This is a genomic window from Streptomyces sp. NPDC058665 (assembly GCF_042714995.1).
Lineage (GTDB): Bacteria > Actinomycetota > Actinomycetes > Streptomycetales > Streptomycetaceae > Streptomyces.
The window spans coordinates 1-15622 of sequence record NZ_JBHXRX010000008.1 but is presented as its reverse complement, the minus strand read 5'-3'; the positions used below and the strand labels follow the sequence as shown (position 1 = coordinate 15622).

15 protein-coding genes are annotated in these 15622 nt (G+C 69.3%); 5 read left to right on the top strand and 10 right to left on the bottom strand.

All coding sequences use genetic code 11. The features are described from left to right. The first annotated feature begins 8 nt into the window (after positions 1-8). Positions 9-2039 (top strand): peptidase M6, encoded by a 2031-nt coding sequence (locus ACFWV8_RS06980; protein ID WP_384198699.1) that lies wholly within the window; start codon positions 9-11, stop codon positions 2037-2039. A 137-nt stretch (positions 2040-2176) separates the two neighbouring features. Here ACFWV8_RS06980 and ACFWV8_RS06975 read toward each other — a convergent pair whose 3' ends face one another. From ACFWV8_RS06975 to ACFWV8_RS06965, 3 genes are all read right to left on the bottom strand, one after another. Next, complete coding sequence (locus tag ACFWV8_RS06975; protein WP_384198697.1) at positions 2177-3211, bottom strand: MBL fold metallo-hydrolase; 1035 nt, start codon at positions 3209-3211, stop codon at positions 2177-2179. 73 nt (positions 3212-3284) lie between these two features. Further along, positions 3285-3935, bottom strand: coding sequence for an RraA family protein (locus ACFWV8_RS06970; RefSeq protein WP_384198695.1), 651 nt, complete (start codon positions 3933-3935; stop codon positions 3285-3287). 42 nt (positions 3936-3977) lie between these two features. After that, positions 3978-4940, bottom strand: a complete 963-nt coding sequence (locus tag ACFWV8_RS06965; protein WP_384198860.1) for a DUF5996 family protein — start codon at positions 4938-4940, stop codon at positions 3978-3980. 276 nt (positions 4941-5216) lie between these two features. On the opposite strand from ACFWV8_RS06965, the gene ACFWV8_RS06960 reads away from it, so the two are divergent. Next, on the top strand, positions 5217-5960 hold the full coding sequence (locus ACFWV8_RS06960; RefSeq protein WP_384198693.1) for a flavodoxin family protein: 744 nt from the start codon (positions 5217-5219) through the stop codon (positions 5958-5960). A 34-nt stretch (positions 5961-5994) separates the two neighbouring features. Here ACFWV8_RS06960 and ACFWV8_RS06955 read toward each other — a convergent pair whose 3' ends face one another. Next, on the bottom strand, positions 5995-7131 hold the full coding sequence (locus ACFWV8_RS06955; protein ID WP_384198692.1) for a GntR family transcriptional regulator: 1137 nt from the start codon (positions 7129-7131) through the stop codon (positions 5995-5997). Positions 7132-7375: 244 nt separating this feature from the next. Here ACFWV8_RS06955 and ACFWV8_RS06950 point away from each other — a divergent pair, with 244 nt between their 5' ends. Next, complete coding sequence (locus tag ACFWV8_RS06950) at positions 7376-8785, top strand: choice-of-anchor Q domain-containing protein (RefSeq protein ID WP_384198690.1); 1410 nt, start codon at positions 7376-7378, stop codon at positions 8783-8785. Between the two features lie 38 nt (positions 8786-8823). On the opposite strand, the gene ACFWV8_RS06945 is transcribed toward ACFWV8_RS06950, so the two are convergent. After that, on the bottom strand, positions 8824-9294 hold the full coding sequence (locus ACFWV8_RS06945) for an SDR family NAD(P)-dependent oxidoreductase (protein WP_384198688.1): 471 nt from the start codon (positions 9292-9294) through the stop codon (positions 8824-8826). Here ACFWV8_RS06945 and ACFWV8_RS06940 point away from each other — a divergent pair. Continuing rightward, positions 9268-9498, top strand: a complete 231-nt coding sequence (locus tag ACFWV8_RS06940; protein ID WP_384198686.1) for a hypothetical protein — start codon at positions 9268-9270, stop codon at positions 9496-9498. The genes ACFWV8_RS06945 and ACFWV8_RS06940 overlap by 27 nt on opposite strands. Here the strand turns inward: ACFWV8_RS06940 and ACFWV8_RS06935 are convergent. The 5 genes from ACFWV8_RS06935 to ACFWV8_RS06915 are packed head-to-tail and all read right to left on the bottom strand — an operon-like array spanning position 9486 to position 14446. Then, entirely contained in the window at positions 9486-9938 is a 453-nt protein-coding gene (locus tag ACFWV8_RS06935) for a MaoC family dehydratase (protein WP_384198685.1), read from the bottom strand. The two genes, ACFWV8_RS06940 and ACFWV8_RS06935, sit on opposite strands and share 13 nt — an antisense overlap. An 11-nt stretch (positions 9939-9949) precedes the next feature. After that, positions 9950-11152 carry an ABC transporter substrate-binding protein gene (locus ACFWV8_RS06930; RefSeq protein ID WP_384198684.1) on the bottom strand — a complete coding sequence of 401 codons (1203 nt, stop codon included), beginning with the start codon at positions 11150-11152 and terminating at the stop codon, positions 9950-9952. 28 nt (positions 11153-11180) lie between these two features. Continuing rightward, a complete protein-coding gene (locus ACFWV8_RS06925) occupies positions 11181-11660 on the bottom strand; it encodes a Zn-ribbon domain-containing OB-fold protein (protein WP_384198682.1) in 480 nt (159 codons plus the stop codon). Continuing rightward, positions 11657-12826 (bottom strand): acetyl-CoA acetyltransferase, encoded by a 1170-nt coding sequence (locus tag ACFWV8_RS06920; protein WP_384198681.1) that lies wholly within the window; start codon positions 12824-12826, stop codon positions 11657-11659. The genes ACFWV8_RS06925 and ACFWV8_RS06920 overlap by 4 nt, the downstream gene beginning before the upstream one ends. A gap of 3 nt (positions 12827-12829) precedes the next feature. Further along, complete coding sequence (locus ACFWV8_RS06915) at positions 12830-14446, bottom strand: class I adenylate-forming enzyme family protein (RefSeq protein WP_384198679.1); 1617 nt, start codon at positions 14444-14446, stop codon at positions 12830-12832. A 210-nt stretch (positions 14447-14656) separates the two neighbouring features. On the opposite strand from ACFWV8_RS06915, the gene ACFWV8_RS06910 reads away from it, so the two are divergent. Continuing rightward, entirely contained in the window at positions 14657-15577 is a 921-nt protein-coding gene (locus tag ACFWV8_RS06910) for an SDR family NAD(P)-dependent oxidoreductase (protein ID WP_384198677.1), read from the top strand. Positions 15578-15622: the final 45 nt, after the last annotated feature.

Genomic DNA, 15622 nt, shown 5'->3' with positions numbered 1-15622 from the left:
GGGTTCTCATGCGCTCAGCCCGACGACGTACACGGCTGGCGGTGGCGGTCGCGCTGGCCGCCGCCCTGCTGGCCACCGGTGCCGAAGCGGGGGCGGGTGCCGCGACAGCGGCGCCCGACTCCGCTTCCGCGGAGAAGGAGAAGCGCGGCGATCCGTTCGCACCTGTCGACCCGCAGAACTGGCAGGACCAGCAGGACATGACCTGGAGCGACTACCGGGCCGTGCCCGGTACGGACTGGGCCGATCCGACGCGGGAACCGACCGAGAAGAAGCTGAAGATAGCCGTGCTGGCCGTCGACTTCCCGGACCAGCCCTTCGTGATGACCCTGCCCAAGGGCAGCGACCTGTTCAAGAACCCCCAGATCGATCCGGTGCCGCGCGAGCGGATATCCCAGTTCTACGCGGACTTCTGGAACAAGCCGAGCAAGCTCAACCACGGGCACACCGTCAACGAGTACTGGATGGAGCAGACCGACGGCCGGATCGGCGTCGAGTTCGTCCCCTTCTCGCCCTACCGTGCCCCGCGTGAGTCCTACGAGTACGGCATCAACGACATCGGCCAGGAGGGCGAGGGGTGTCCGGACGGGCACAGCTGTAACGGCTCGATCGAGAGGGACATCGACCCGATGTGGCTCGACGACGTCGGCGAGGCCGAGGCCAAGACGTACGACCGGGTCTTCCGTCTCTACGCCGGCTACGACGAGACCTCCGTCTGGCAGGAGTTCGGCGAGATGATGTTCCAGAACAAGGAGGACATCCCCGACGAGTGGGGGCCGCCGGACCCGTCGCTGCCGAACTGGGTGCGGGGCCGCTACACGGAGTGGACCTCGTGGAAGGCCGGTTCGCAGCTCTGGGGCAACTCCGGTATCCGGCAGGGTGAGAGCTCGGGCACGATCACTCACGAGATCACCCACACGTTCGACATCGGCGACAACGCCAACAACCCGTATGTGCGGCCGTACCACCGCTCGGGCACCGGCCCCTTCGACGGCATGGACCGTGGCTCGTTCAACGGGCCGGGCGGCCCGCACAACCGCTGGCAGGTGCCCGCGACGCAGGGTGCGTCGATGCCCGCGGGCCATACGCTGCGTACGAAGATGAAGCTCGGCTTCATCGACGACCAGCAGGTCCTGACTCTCGACCCGGAGTCCCTGAAGGCCAACGGCCCCGCGGTGTTCGAGGTGCGGGCCCGTACCGCCTCCGTACAGAAGAACGCCCTCCAGGGGGTCCGCATCAATCTGGGCAAGGACCTGACGCCGTCCTGCGACGTGGCCAAGGACCCGATGTGCTCGGGGCCGGGCTTCACGGACTACACGATCGAGACGGTCCAGCGGATCGGCACCGACTCGTTCACGCCGGACAACGGGGTGCTGCTGACGAAGAACAAGCCCTACGACAACGAGAACGGCAGCTGCGGATATCTCTGCTTCAGCTGGATGGTCGACGCCAATCCGCAGGACATCGACATGGTCGACTACGAGAAGCCGGACGGCACGCCGGTGATGCGCTCCATCGGCGACTACCGGCAGCTCAACGACGGTCTGTTCCACGCCGGTACCAACTCGGGCAGCGAGTACGAGTATGTCGACCAGGCCAACAGGCTGCACTTCTATGTCATCGACAAGCGGCTGACCTGGAAGGGCGAGCTGTCGTACGTCATCGGTGTCAGGTCGCTCGACGGGTCGGGGCCGCAGAAGCGGGGTGTGGCGCTGGGCCACGGCAGCCCCGAGGGGAAGCCGGACGGTGCCGGGACCACATGCCGGTTCAACCTCACCAACACCGGGCGCGGCGCGAGCGGTTCGGCGGCGCGGCACCAGAAGTCGGACGTCTACCGGCTGACGGCGCGGGTGGACGGCAAGAGCTGGCGGGTGGCGCTGCCCAACCAGCTGGCGACGGCGGAGGCCGGCCGTTCGACGGAGGTCAAGGTCGCGGTGGCGGCGGGCCACGGTGCCGCCAGGACAGGGAAGGTGTCGCTGACGGCGCGCTCGGAGAGCGACCCGTCGCGGACGGCGACGGCGACGTGCGTGGTACGTCGCTGAGTCGCCGATTCGCGGGTGACACGCGGCTGAATCGCGGCTGACGCACCGGACGGGCCGGGCCTGATGGGGTCCGGCCCGTCTCGTCACGCATCAGCCGTTGCCGGTGTGCCGGTCCTGCTCGTGCGGGTTGACACCGCTCAGAGGGTGACCGCGGTCCCCACCGTGTTGGGGACGAAGGCATCGCCGAACCGCGCGGCCATCGCGTGCTGGGCCCGCCACCCGGTGCAGTGCGCGGGAATGAGGACGGACGGCGTCATCTCGCCCAGATCCGCGAGCACTTGGGGAATCAGGGACTCGAACACCGGCCCGTTGAGGTGGAATCCGCCCACGACCGCGTGCAACGGCCGGTCGTACGTGAGGCGTCGCGCGTAACGGCAGATGTTCACTACGCCCGCGTGCCCGCACCCCGTCAGGACCATCAGCCCCTTGTCCCGTACGTCGATGATCAGCGCCTGGTCGTCGAGGACGAGCGGATCGGGCTCCCACTTCCCGCCCAGCCACGCCTGCTGCGGCGGGAAGCCGGGCTCGTAGCCGGTGGTCCGTGGCACTTCGCCGGTGACCAGGACCGATCCCTCGAAGAGGAAGCTCGGCTGCTGCTCCTCGATCACCGTGAATCCGGCGCCTTCGAGAGCCCTACGGCTCGTCGTGGGCAGGTCCATGGGTTCGGCACCCGGCAGGAGCATCCGGCGGCTGCGCCAGAAGTGCGGGTGGATCAGCACCGGCAGATTGACCCGGCCGCCCAGTGCGCGGATCAGCCCGTCGAGCCCGGTGGTGTGGTCGAAGTGCCCGTGACTGCAGATGATCGCCTCGATGGAGGCCGGATCGATGCGCAGCCGGCGCATGTTCTCCACGACCCCGTCGGGGCTGGTGCCGGCGTCGAACAGGAACCGGTGCTCATGGCCGTTCTTGACGACGGTGACGAGGGCGGAGAATCCGTGCTCGGCGACCAGAGGGTCGGGAACGGACTCCTCCGTCATGGTCGACGCCGGAATCCCGCTGCCCGGTCTCAGTCGCCGTGCGGGTCCCTGGTCGGCCAGGATCTGATCGGTGACGTTGTCCATGAGCGTGGTCACGGTCACCGAGTCGACCGGCTCCAGAGGCATGTGGGTGCGCGGCTCGAAGTCGTGCAGGACCCGAGGCGCGTGATCGCTGGGTACTCCACCCGTACACATGCGCTCTATTTTATCCCGATATGCACATCCTCGATATGCGGATCCTCGCGGGCGGCACCGGCGACCCAGGGGATCAGGGTTTCGGGGTGGACGCCCGCTCCTCGGCCGCGATCTCCGCGGCGAAACCGGCGTCCTCCGCCTCCACCTTCAGGGCCTCGGCGAGGACCCGCTCCAGGCTTCCGTTCGGGATCACGACCGCTCCGCTGGCGTCGGCGTACACATAGTCCCCGGGGACCACGCCCACACCACCGACCTCCACGGGGACGTTCGCGGCGAGCGGCATCGCGGTCTCGCCGCCCGCTCGCGTCGCCTCTCCGCGGCACCAGGTCGCGAACCTGTAGTCGGCCAGCTGGTCGAAGTCCCGCAGCCGGCCGTCCGTCAGGATCCCGGCCGCGCCGGTGTGTTCGAGCCGGGAGAGCTTCGTGCCACCGCCGTGGGAGGCGTCGGGGTATCCCCCGCTGGACAGCACGAGCACCGTGCCCGCCGGGCGGTTGCTCATCGCCTGGGCATAGAGATCGCCGAACTCGGGGTGCGGCACGTCGTCGCGGTAAGGGAGATAGGCCATCGTGGCGACCGGGCCGAACAGTCTTCGTGGCGCGGGGCTGACCAGGCTGAGGATGTGCGCGCGGTGCCCATGGATACGGCCCATGGCGTCGACCAGCGACGCGCACGCCACGCGGTCGAGCCGCCCGTCGTCCAGAGGCCCCGGATCGTTCCCCATCATGGCTCCCTTCCTCTCATGCGCCGGCGGTGGCGACCGCGGCACCTACCGCGATCCCTGCCCGCGGGCGTGCCGCCAGGCGCGGTCCTGTTGGGCCTCCCATCGCCGGGGATCGACCTCCAGGGCAGCCCGGTCCCATTCGCCGAGTTCCGCCGCAGCCTCGTAGGTGCTGTGCAGGAAGGCCGCCAGGGTGCTGTCGGGGTCGGCGGAGCGCCGTACCGACTCGTACGGCAGCAGGAACTCGTGCTCCTCGTGGCTGTAGTACGCGGCCTCCGGGCTCACCGGCGCGTCGGCGTAGCCGAGCGGCTCCGGGTAGGCGTACGAGTAGAACGCCCCCTCCTCGCCGCCCCCGGGCCAGAATCCGCAGCTGCTCAGCTCACCGGAGTACCCCTCGACCATCACCCAGTCCCCGCAGTTGGGGGCGCCTCCGGGATGCGTCGGCGCCGCACGGCCCGAATACCTGGTGCAGGCGAGATCCATCGCACCCCAGAAGAAGTGCACGGGGCTGACTTTCCCGCCGAAATAGGAGCGGAATTCCGTGAACCCTCGATGCGCCTGAAGCAATTGAAGCCAGAAGCGGTGGACCGGGCTCGGATCGTAGGCACGGTGCCCGAAGTCCTCCGTGAAATCGACGGCCACCTCGACTTCGTTCGGATGATTCTGGATGGTGCTGGTCACACCGAGCTCACGCAGGCCGCCCATGACCCGGTCGTAGAACTCCGCCACCGGCATGGACCGGAGAGCGAATTCGCGCGCACCACCGCCGCTTTCGCGCATGAGAAGTCGGTGGTCGACAAAGTCGAATTCGATGTCGAACATTCCCCGTCCGTAAGGAATTCCCGATGTGGAGAGACCGCGCGGCGTGGGATACAGGGCAACCGCCCACCAGTGATTGATCAGGGGTGTGTGCGCGAGCCTGACCTTTCCCACAATCTGCATCCACATATGGAGGGTGTCGCGCGTCTCGGCCCATTCGCCCACACGGAGCCGCGGCCACCCCAGCTGCATTTCTACATCGGTCGGTGTCATTGTTCCGCCTCCCAGAGGCCCCCCACCGGGTTGAGACAAGGTCGCACTCTCCATCGTGGAACGGGAGGACGACTACGGCCACTCGCGACGCCGGCGCGGGGCCTCGGGCGGGGCCGGGACTTGGCCCACAGAAGTGAATAAGGGCGCGGAAGGGGCGTTGCGCGGCCGTAAACCGCGGCCCGTGGGAGACGCTGCGCCGAGACCGGCCGGCCCCGCCTGCCCGCCGGCCCAGGAGTCTCGTCCGAGGAGCCCATCATGGGAGCGCCGCCGCCCACCGCCGACCGGACCGATGACGCGTACCGCTTCGACGACCTGACCGCCCTCTACATCAACTGCACACTCAAACCGTCTCCGCTGCAGAGCCACACCCAGGGGCTGATCGACAGGAGCCGCGCGATCGTGGAGGGGCGCGGCGGCTCCACGGACGTGCTCCGGGCCGTCGACCACGACATCGCGACGGGCATCTACCCGGACATGACGGAGCACGGCTTCGCCACCGACGAGTGGCCGACCCTGTACGAGCGGGTGATGGCCGCGGACATCCTGGTGCTCGCCGGGCCGATCTGGCTCGGCGACAACAGCTCGGTGACCAAGCGGGTGATCGAGCGCCTCTACGGGTGTTCGAGCCTGCTCAACGACCAGGGCCAGTACGCCTACTACGGACGCGTCGGCGGCTGCCTCATCACCGGCAACGAGGACGGCGTGAAGCACTGCGCGATGAACGTTCTCTACAGCCTGCAACACCTCGGCTACACCATCCCGCCCCAGGCCGACGCGGGCTGGATCGGCGCGGCGGGGCCGGGCCCGTCGTATCTGGACCCCAGCTCGGGCGGCCCCGAGAACGACTTCACCAACCGCAACACGGCCTTCATGACCTGGAACCTGATGCACGTCGCGGCCATGCTCAAACGCGGGGGCGGCATTCCCGCGTACGGCAACCAGCGCACGGAGTGGGACGCCGGCTGCGACCGCGCGTACCCCAATCCCGACTACCGCTGAGCGCCGACCGGGCGGCCGTCGGCCGTCCTGGGTGTCAGCGCGGGGCGGGCCCGGTGGAGTCCCGTACGACGAGGTGCGGCACGAATGCCTCCTGGCGGCGCGGGGACGCCGGGTCGGCGATGCGGTTCCTGATCATGTCGGCGGCGCGCCGTCCGATGTCGGTCTTGGCCGGGGACACCGTGGTCAGCGGCACCTCGCACAGGTCGGCCACCTCGTCGTCGTATCCGACGACGGAGAGGTCCGTGGGCACGCGTAGCCCCTGTCGTCGGGCGGCGCCGACCAGCAGTGAGGCCTCGTGGTCCGCGAAACAGAGCGCGGCCGTCGCGCCGTGCCGTATCAGGTCGCCGAGGAAGCGGTCCGCGTCCTCGGCGGTCCAGCGGTCCAGCGAGGTGGCGACGACGGGGGCCGGATCGAGCCCGGCGCGTTCCAGTCCGGCGGCGAGGCCGGACCGGACCTGGGGGGCGGTGTGTGTGCTGCTTCTCTCGGCGTACGCGATCCGGGTGTGCCCAAGGCGGAGCAAGTGTTCGGCGGCCGTACGGGCACCGGCCGCGTGGTGGGAGCAGACGAACTCGTGTGAGGTGGCGGGCAGTTCCGCGCCGCGCTCGACAAGCACGGTGGGGAAGGCGAGTTCCGCCGCCTCCCCGAGCCAGTGCCCCGCCCCGTCCTCGCCGAGGGTGGGGACGAGTATCAGCCCCTCGGTTCCCGACCGGACCAGTTCCTCGACGGCCTCTCGCTCCAGGGCGGAGTCCCACTCGGTGCAGCGGAGCAGCATCCGGCAGCCGTGGCGGGAGAGTTCGCGCTCGATGCCCGCGACGGTGCGCGGATAGTAGTAGGTCAGCGAGGGTACGACGACGCCCACGGCGTATCCGGTGGCGGCGGCGGGAGGCGTGGCGACGTACGTACCGGAGCCCTGTCTGCGGTAGACGAGCCCCTCCTGGACCAGGAGGTCGACGGCGCGCCGTACGGTGTTGACGCTCACACCCTGGTCACGGGCGAGCCGCTGCTCGGTCGGCAGTCGGCCGCCGGGCCAGCGCAACTCGGCGACGGCCCGGCGCAGTTCGTCCGCGAGATGCCGTGTTTTCTGTCCGCGCGCGGCGGTGGCCGCGGGGGTCGCGGGGGTCGCGGGTGCCGGGGAAGGGTCCGCCCGGGAAGGGTATGACGAGGCGTTCATCGCGGTCCCCTCCGTCGCATACGGCCAGGCAGTGGCGGGCACCGGCAGGCACCGGTCCCGGAACGACGAGCTTACGCGCCCGCCCGGCACGCGAACGGCGCGCGGGCTCAACCTCCCTGACGTACCGTCAACTCCCTATTCATTCCAATGAATCCGTTGACGCATGGCATAACTTCACCCACACTCCTCACCCGACGCCGCTCCCGTCGGTGCCTCCTCCCCCACAAGAAGCCGAGGTTCAGCCATGGCCGCCACCCCATCCGCGCGTCGAACGGGCAGACACGCCCTGGCCTTCGTCGTCTCCCTCTCCGCCGTCGGGCTCCCGATCAACCAGAGCGCCTTCGGAGTGGAAGCGACACCCGCCGCAGCCGCGGCCGCCGTCTACTACGTGGACCCGGCCACCGGTTCGTCGGCCAACCCGGGTACGGCGGACCGTCCTTGGCGGACACTTCAGGAGGTCTTCGCCTCGGGGCGGACCTTCGAGGCTGGTGACGTCATCCACCTCCGTAACGGCAACCACGGAAGCCCCGTCATCAGCGGGGGCATCGCGTCCGGCGTCAGGACCGTCAAGGCGGCGCCCGGCGCGACACCGCGGATGAAGACGCTGAGGTTCGCTTCGGGCGCGACACGCTGGACCGTCGACGGGGTGCTCGTCTCACCCCAGGAGGCCGACGGCACCCACACCACGGGCAACCTGGTGCAGTTCGACGCCGGCGCCACCCATGACGTTCTCCAGAACTCGCAGGTCCGGGCGGCGGGCGACGCCGCCGCCGACACCTGGTACAACAACGACTGGGTGGCCCGCAGCGGTACCGCCGTCATGGTCGTCGGCGCGAACAACCAGGTGCTCGACAACCGCATCCGTAACGTCCGCAACGGGGTGATGCTTGAGCGCACCTCACAGGCCGGCGCGGGCGCCACCGGAGCCGTGGTCCGGGGGAACAGCGTCGACCACTTCTGGGAGGACGCCTACCGCTGCAAGGTCAGCGGCTGCCTGCTGGAGTACAACTCGGCGGTCAACAGCTACGCGGTCGTCCCGGCGGGCACGGAGAACGACCCGCCGCACCGCGACATGTTCCAGAGCTTCCGCGGCGACGGCAGCTTCACCCCGGTCAACGACGTCGTTCTGCGCGGGAACGTCTTCACCAGCCGCAAGGGCACGCGTTACGCCAAGATCCCCTTCCAGCACAACAGCAAGTACACGATCCAGGGCATCGGCGCCTTCGACGGCCCGTACCGGAACTGGACCATCGAGAACAATGTCGTCCAGGTCGAAGTCGGCCTCGCGATGGGCCTGTACGGCATGAACGACAGCAGGATCGTCAACAACACCGTCGTCCCCCGCCACCCGGCCACGGACAGCGAGATCCGGCTCACCAACCAGAAGGACGGGACGCCGTCGAGCGGTGACATCATCCGCAACAACCTGGCGCGCACCTTCAACACCGGCGCCGCGGTCAACACCCAGCACTCCAACAACATCACGGTGGGCACGGAGTACGCGACGTACTTCCTCAACCACCAGGCCGGCGACCTCCACTTGAAGCAGGGGTCCCCGGCGGTGAACGGCGGGACCGACAGGAACGCGCCCACTGTCGACGCCGACCGCAGGCAACGGTCGGCGCCGTTCGACGTGGGCGCGTACGAGTTCTGAGCGGGAGCGTCGGTCGCCGAGGACTCGGCTTCGCGGGCTCAGGCCTGGGCGAGCTGCGGGTAGAGGTCCTTGATGCCGAGCGACAGTCCCGCCTTGACCTGCCGGGTGAAGTCGTCGGCGACCACTTCCAGCTGCCCCCTCTCGACGCCGTCGAGAGCGATCCTGGCGATGTCCGCCGGATCGGCCGCGCCCTCGATGCCCCTGCCGGCGATCAGGTCGGTGTCCATGCGGCCGACATGCAGCGCGGTCACCTGGATGTTCTGCTCGGCCAGCTCCAGACGCAGGGAGTTGGTCACGGACCACTCGGCGGCCTTGGCAGCGCCGTACGCCGCCTCGGACGGAAGCGACGCCCAGGAAAGGACGGACAGGACGTTGAGGATCGCGCCGCCTCCGTCGCGGGCGAGCGCCGGTACGAACGCGCGGGTCACATCGAGGGTCCCCAGCACATTGGTCTCGTACTCGCGGCGGTAGGCGTCGAGGGCGTGGCGGCCCGCCTCAAACGGCAGCACCTGGAGGGCTTCTTCCGCACCGAGGCAGAGCGCGGAAACGCGACGGACCCCGGCTTCCTCACCCGCCAGCTCACGGCGCTCTACGACGGAGCGAGCACCCGCGCGGGCATCGGCGCGGACGACCTGCGGGGCCTGGCCGTCACGACGGCCGACACCCTGATCCGGGCCGCCGGTATCACCTCCCCCGAGGATCAGGCGAAGTAGCGGGCGAGTGAGGTGACGACCGCGGCCGGACGCGCCGAGCCCTCGATCTCGATCACGCTCTCCAGCTTCAGCTGGACGGCGCTGTCGACCCGGCCGACCTCCGCGAGCCGCGCGGTGGCGCGGACGCGGGAGCCCTCGATGACGGGGGTGATGAACCGCACCCGGTCCAGTCCGTAGTTCACCGCGAAGGACACGTTGTCGACGCGGTACAGCCGGGTCGTGAGTTCGGCGAGCAACGACAGGGTCAGATAGCCGGGTGCGATCGTCCGCCCGAAGGGGCCCGAGGCGGCGCGGGCCGGGTCGACGTGGATCCACTGATGGTCTCCGGTCACGTCGGCGAATCCGTCGATGCGCCTCTGGTCCACCAGGATCCAGTCACTGGCTCCGAGATCTTCTCCCTCGGAGCCGGCCAGGTCGGTCAGACCGTCGAAGATCCGCATGTGACACTCCGTCATGAGGGCTGTCGGGCCAGTTCCTTGGGCTTGCCGTTGACGAACTGGAAGGCCACCAGCGACTTGCTGAAGCCGTCGCGGCCGTCCCCGAAGTCGATCAGTGACTTCTCCTTGCCCGCGGCGCCGGCGAAGGGCGTGATCTCGTCGATCGCCTTGGCGAGCTTGTCTCCCCCGGTGTCGCCGTTGGTGGCCTCAAGTCCCTTCCTCAGGACGGTGAAGGCGTCCCAGGTGGCGCCCGCCTGCTCCGCCAGACCGAGGGAGAGCTCGTCCACGCTCCCGCCGTACTCGTCGGCGTAGGCCTTGATGAAGTCCTCGTACTCCGGCTTGGACGGCTGCTGGTTGGCCAGCGTGTAGATCGCCGGAAGGCTGGTGTAGGCGTCGCCGCCGATCTTCAGGGCGTCGGGGGCGATGAGCGAACCGAAGCCGACGACCGGCACGTTGACCCCGGCCTCGGCCATCGTCTTGAGCATGAGGCCGGCATCGGCCGCCGCGGACCCGATGTGGACCACAGCGTCCGGGCGCTCCTTCTTCAGCTTGGACACGGCCGAGGTCAGATCCGTGGCACCGAGCGTGTAGTGCACGGTCTCACCCGGATCCATGCCCGCTTCCTTCGCCTGGTCGGTGATCGGCCGCCACAGGGTCGCCCCGGTCGGACCGTCGTCCGCGGTCACCACGGGGTGCTTGTAGCCGAGTGACTTGAGCAGGTCGATCATCTGAACCGGGTAGTCGCTCTGGTCGACCGTGGTGCGGAACGTGAACTTCGCGCCGTCCATCAGGGCGGGCGAGATCGTGGAGGAGTTGATGAAGACGATCTTCCGCGGCTCGACGATCTGACGGATCGTCAGCCCTTCGATGCTGGTGTAGCCGCCCATCATGACTCCGGCCCGGTCGACCGTGATGGCCCGCTGGGCGACCTTGGCCGACTCGTCGGCGGTGAGCTTGTCGTCGTACACCTTCAGCGAGAGCTTCCGGCCGCCCGCGCCGCCGTCGGCGTTGATCGTCTTCACGGCCAGCTTGGCCGTGTTGACCATCTCCTTGGCCACGGCCGCGTTGCCGCTGGTGAGCGGGGCGGCGAAGCCGATGACCAGAGTCTTGCCGCCGCCGTTCGAGGCGTTGCCGACGCCGTCGGAGCCGCAGGCGGTGAGCGATATCGAGGCGGCGAGCGCGCAGGCGCCGACGCCGATGAGAGATCTGTAGTGCACGAGAGACTCCTTGGCTGTGATGAAGGGCTCAGTCGGAAGTGGCCTCGGGCCGCCACTGGGGCAGGCCGATGCCGTCGGCGATCCGCAACTGGTAGGCCTGGACGCGCTGGCCGATATGGACCTCGTCCACGGGGCAGTCGGTGACGTTCCCCATCATCCGGGGCCCCTCGTCGAGGTCGACGAGCGCGATCACGTACGGCGCGTCCTCGTCGAACCCGGGCATGCCGGCCTGCCGGACGACGGTGAAGGTGTAGATGGTGCCGCGCCCGCAGGCCGCCTCCCACTCGGGTGTCGCCGCACAGGTGCGGCAGACGAGCCGGGGGTAGTGCTGCGTGGCGCCGCAGGAAGGGCAGCGCTGGATCAACAGCGTCCCGTCATGGGCCGCCCGGAAGTAGGTCGCGCTGACGGGGTCGAGCTCCGGGACCGGCTTCACCCAGGTGTCGGTGACGTCGACGATCTCCAGGGTCCCCTGCCGGCCACGGATGTTCTGGGATGTCATCTGACTCATCGGCCCTTCCCGAGGATGGTGACGCCGATCGTGGAGAACCAGCCGCCGGATCCGGCGGCGAGCGCCACGTCGCAGTCCGGGACCTGCACCTCGCCGGCCTGGCCGCGGAGTTGCCGGACAGCCTCGATCAGCAGGAAGATGCCGCGCAGCCCGGGATGGCAGGCCGACAGGCCGCCGCCGTCGGTGTTGACGGGCAGCCTGCCGCCCAGGCGGAGGTTGCCCTCCTCGGCGAACGGACCTCCCTCGCCCGGCTTGCAGAAGCCGAGGCTCTCCAGCAGCAGGATGACCGTGATGGTGAAACTGTCGTAGAGCATGGCCATGTCCACGTCGTCCGGGGTCAGCCCCGCTCGCGCGAACGCGTCCGGCCCCGACCGGGCCCCCGCCGTCGTGGTCACGTCCGGCGCCTGCGAGATGTTCCAGTGGTTCTGGCGGGCGGCTGTCCCCAGGATCGAGACGTACGGCTGCTTGAGGTCGCGGGCGCGTTCCTCGGTGGTCACGATGACCGCCCCGCCGCCGTCGGTGATCGCACAGCAGTCGAGCAGACGCAGGGGATCGGCGATCACGCGTGAGCCGAGGACGTCGTCGACCGTCAGCGGCTTGCGGTAGATGGCCCGGGGATTGTGGGCGGCGTACTCACGGACGGCGACGGCGACACTCGCGAGCTGCTCCGGAGTGGTGCCGTACTCGTACATATGGCGCTGAGCGGCCATCGCGTAGGCCGCGACCGTGGTTTTGCCGTACGGCTCCTCGTACGCCGCACCGCCCACCGGTTTCCTGCCGTACGCCGTGCCGAGGCTTCGCCCCATCCGGGTCAGCAGGTCGCTGCCGTAGGTCAGGAGGATCGTGTGGGCCATGCCGGACCGGATCGCGGCCTCGGCGTGCTGCATCTGGAACTCGTAGGCCGATCCGCCCGTGTAGGTGCCCTCGATCCAGCGCGGATCGAGGCCGAGGTACTCCGCCGTCTCCGGGAGGTCGACGCCCGGGACGCCGGGGATCCATGCCTCGGCGCAGCCGAATCCGTCGATGTCGTCCTTGCTGATTCCCGAGTCGGCCAGCGCGCGTCGCATGGCCTGGGCCTGATGCCCGAGTGCGTCGAGGTGGGGTGCCTTGGGGCCGTCGGACAGTCCGATGGCGGCGATGACCGGAGTCCGGTCGGGACGTGTCACGGGTCAACTCCTCTTGCGGTTACGGAGTTCATGCTTCTGGATCTTGCCGGAGGCGGTCATGGGCAGCTCCGGGAGCACCTGCCACGAGGCGGGGATCTTCTGTCTGGCGAGCTTGGCCTCGTCCAGGTACGCCGCCATCTCGGCGTCGCCCGGCCACTCGTGGCCGGCGGACAGGGTGACGAAGGCGCCGACGACCTCGCCGAGCCGTTCGTCGGGCAGTCCGACGACGGCCGCCATCCCGACAGCGGGGTGGCGCTGGACGAGCTCCTCGATGTCGCGCGCGGAGAACTTCTCGCCCGCGCGATTGATGATGTCCTTGGTGCGGCCGGTGATGCGTACGAGGCCCCGTCCGTCGACCCGGCCGAGGTCGCCGGTGTAGAACCAGCCCTCCTCGTCCAACTGCTCCCGGGTGAGGGCCGGATCGGTGTAGCCGATGAGGGCCTGCGGGCCCCGGATCCGCAGCTCGCCTTCCTCTCCCGGCGGGAGCGGGCGGCGTTCGGGGTCGACCGCCTGGATCTCGCTGCCGGGAACGACGGCACCGTCGTACTCGGCCCTGATGTCGAGCCGTTCGGTGGGGGCGACCCAGGAGACTCCCCCGCCGGTCTCGGTCATGCCGTAACCGCGCAGCGCCGTGATCCCGACCTCGCCGGCCTCTCGGATCAGGTCGGGCGCGGTCGAGGCGCCCCCGGACATGAAGACGGTGATGGGGTGCCCGGTGCCGATGCCCGCGCGATGGGCGGCGACCAGGTCATGGAGGAACACCGAGGCGGCGGTGGTGAAGGTGCACCGTTCGCGCTCGATGATCCGCGCGGCCTCCGCCCCGTTCCAGGCCGGCATCACGACGATCTTGGCGCCCATGGACGCGGGCCAGACGACGCCGGCGTTGAAGCCCGCCAGATGCGAGAGGGGCGACGCGCAGAAGAAGACGTCCCTCGCGCCGAGCGACATGGTGTGGCGGATGCTGCGCGCGTTCGACACGAAGCCCTGACCGGTGAGTTCGACCCCTTTCGGCGCCGATGTGGTCCCCGACGTGTACAGCATCAGGCAGCACTTCTCGGGTTCGAGTGGGTCCGGCAGGGAGACGGACGGGCGTGGGTCGTCCCGCCGGGGGAAGGGGAGCCAACCGGGTCGTGGTCCGTCCATGTCGACGCAGAAGCGGGCGACCGGTCCCCATGACGCGCCGTCGAGTATGCCGTCGAGCTCGTCGGCGGGGCGCCGGCCGCGGTTCTCGGCGATCGAGATCACCGCTCGCGGCTTGCAGTCGTTCACGATGTGCGCCATCTCGTGCTCGCGGTAGATGGGCACGACGGGGACGTTGACCGCACCGATACGGAAGGCCGCGACCTGGCCCAGCAGCGCCTCGGCCAGGTTCGGCAGCTGGATGAGGACGCGGTCGCCGCGTACGACTCCCGCCTCGACCAGGTTCGCGGCCAGTACATCGGCCCACGCGGCGAACTCGCCGTATGTCAGCCGGAGGCCGCCGATCACCAGGAACTCCCGGTCCGGTGTGCGCTCGGCGACGTCGAACACCCACCATCCGAGGCGTTCGGCGGTCCAGTATCCGTGCTCGCGGTAGTAGGCCTCGCGGTCGGTCTTCGTCGTCGGCGCGGGAGCAGACATGCCCATTCCTCTCGTCGCGAACTGTGCGGACGGCGGTGCGAGGCCGTCGTTCACGTGAAGTGGTTAGCCATGTGTAACATTGACTTTATCCAGGCGCAACGGATCGCGCCGATCTCTTTACCTGGCTAAGCAAGCCTGTTTCGGAACCGGCCGATCACCTGCGGGATCTCGCGGGCCGGGCCGCACGAGCACGCAGAAGAAGGGCGAGAAATGGACGAACTGAAGGGGAAGGTCGCCGTCGTCACCGGCGCCGGCCAGGGCATCGGACGAGCCGAGGCGAAGGCACTCGCGCGGGCGGGCGCCCATGTGATCGTGAATGACGTGGGCCGCGCATCGGGCCGCCCGGCCGCCGAAGAGGCCGTGGAGGAGATCCGTGGGGCCGGTGGGAGCGCCGAGGCCAACGGGGACGACATCTCCACCTGGGACGGCGCCGAGCGGCTGATCGGCCAGGCGGTCGGCGTCAGGGGCAAGCTCGATCTCCTCGTCTGCAATGCCGGGATCATCCGTGACCGGACCATCGTCAACATCTCCGAGGCCGAGTGGGACGCGGTGATGGCCGTCCATCTCAAGGGCCACGCGGGTCCGCTCCACTTCGCGGCGGCCCACTGGAAGTCGCTGTACCAGAAGTCCGGTGAGCAGGTCGACGCGACGGTGGTGACGACCTCGTCGGAGGCCGGGCTCTACGGCAACTTCGGGCAGGTCAACTACTCGGCTGCCAAGGCCGGCATCGTCGCCCTGACCCAGGTCGCGGCGCGCGAGCTGGCACGGTACGGCGTACGCGCCAACTCGATCTGCCCCCGGGCCCGGACAGGTATGACCGAAGGAGTCGTCGAGGGGATGGAGCCCGTCGAGGGGGCGGCCGACGAGTGGGACCCCGAGAGCGTCGCCGCGCTCACGACCTTCCTCGGCTCGCGGCACTCCCGGGGGATCACCGGCCAGGTCTTCGTCGTCCATGGCCCGACCGTGTCCCGTATGCGGGAGTGGACACCCGCGGACGAGATCACGGGGGACAGCAGTCTTCGGCTGGAGGACCTCATCAGCCGGCGCGAGCTTCTCGGCTCGGCCGAGGACACGATGATCGTGGACTTCGCCGAGGCTTCCGCGAAGTCGGGGCGTGTGGCCCGGACCTGAGCGGGCGTCAGCTGCTGGTCGAGACGGTGGCCGGACCCCCAGTGG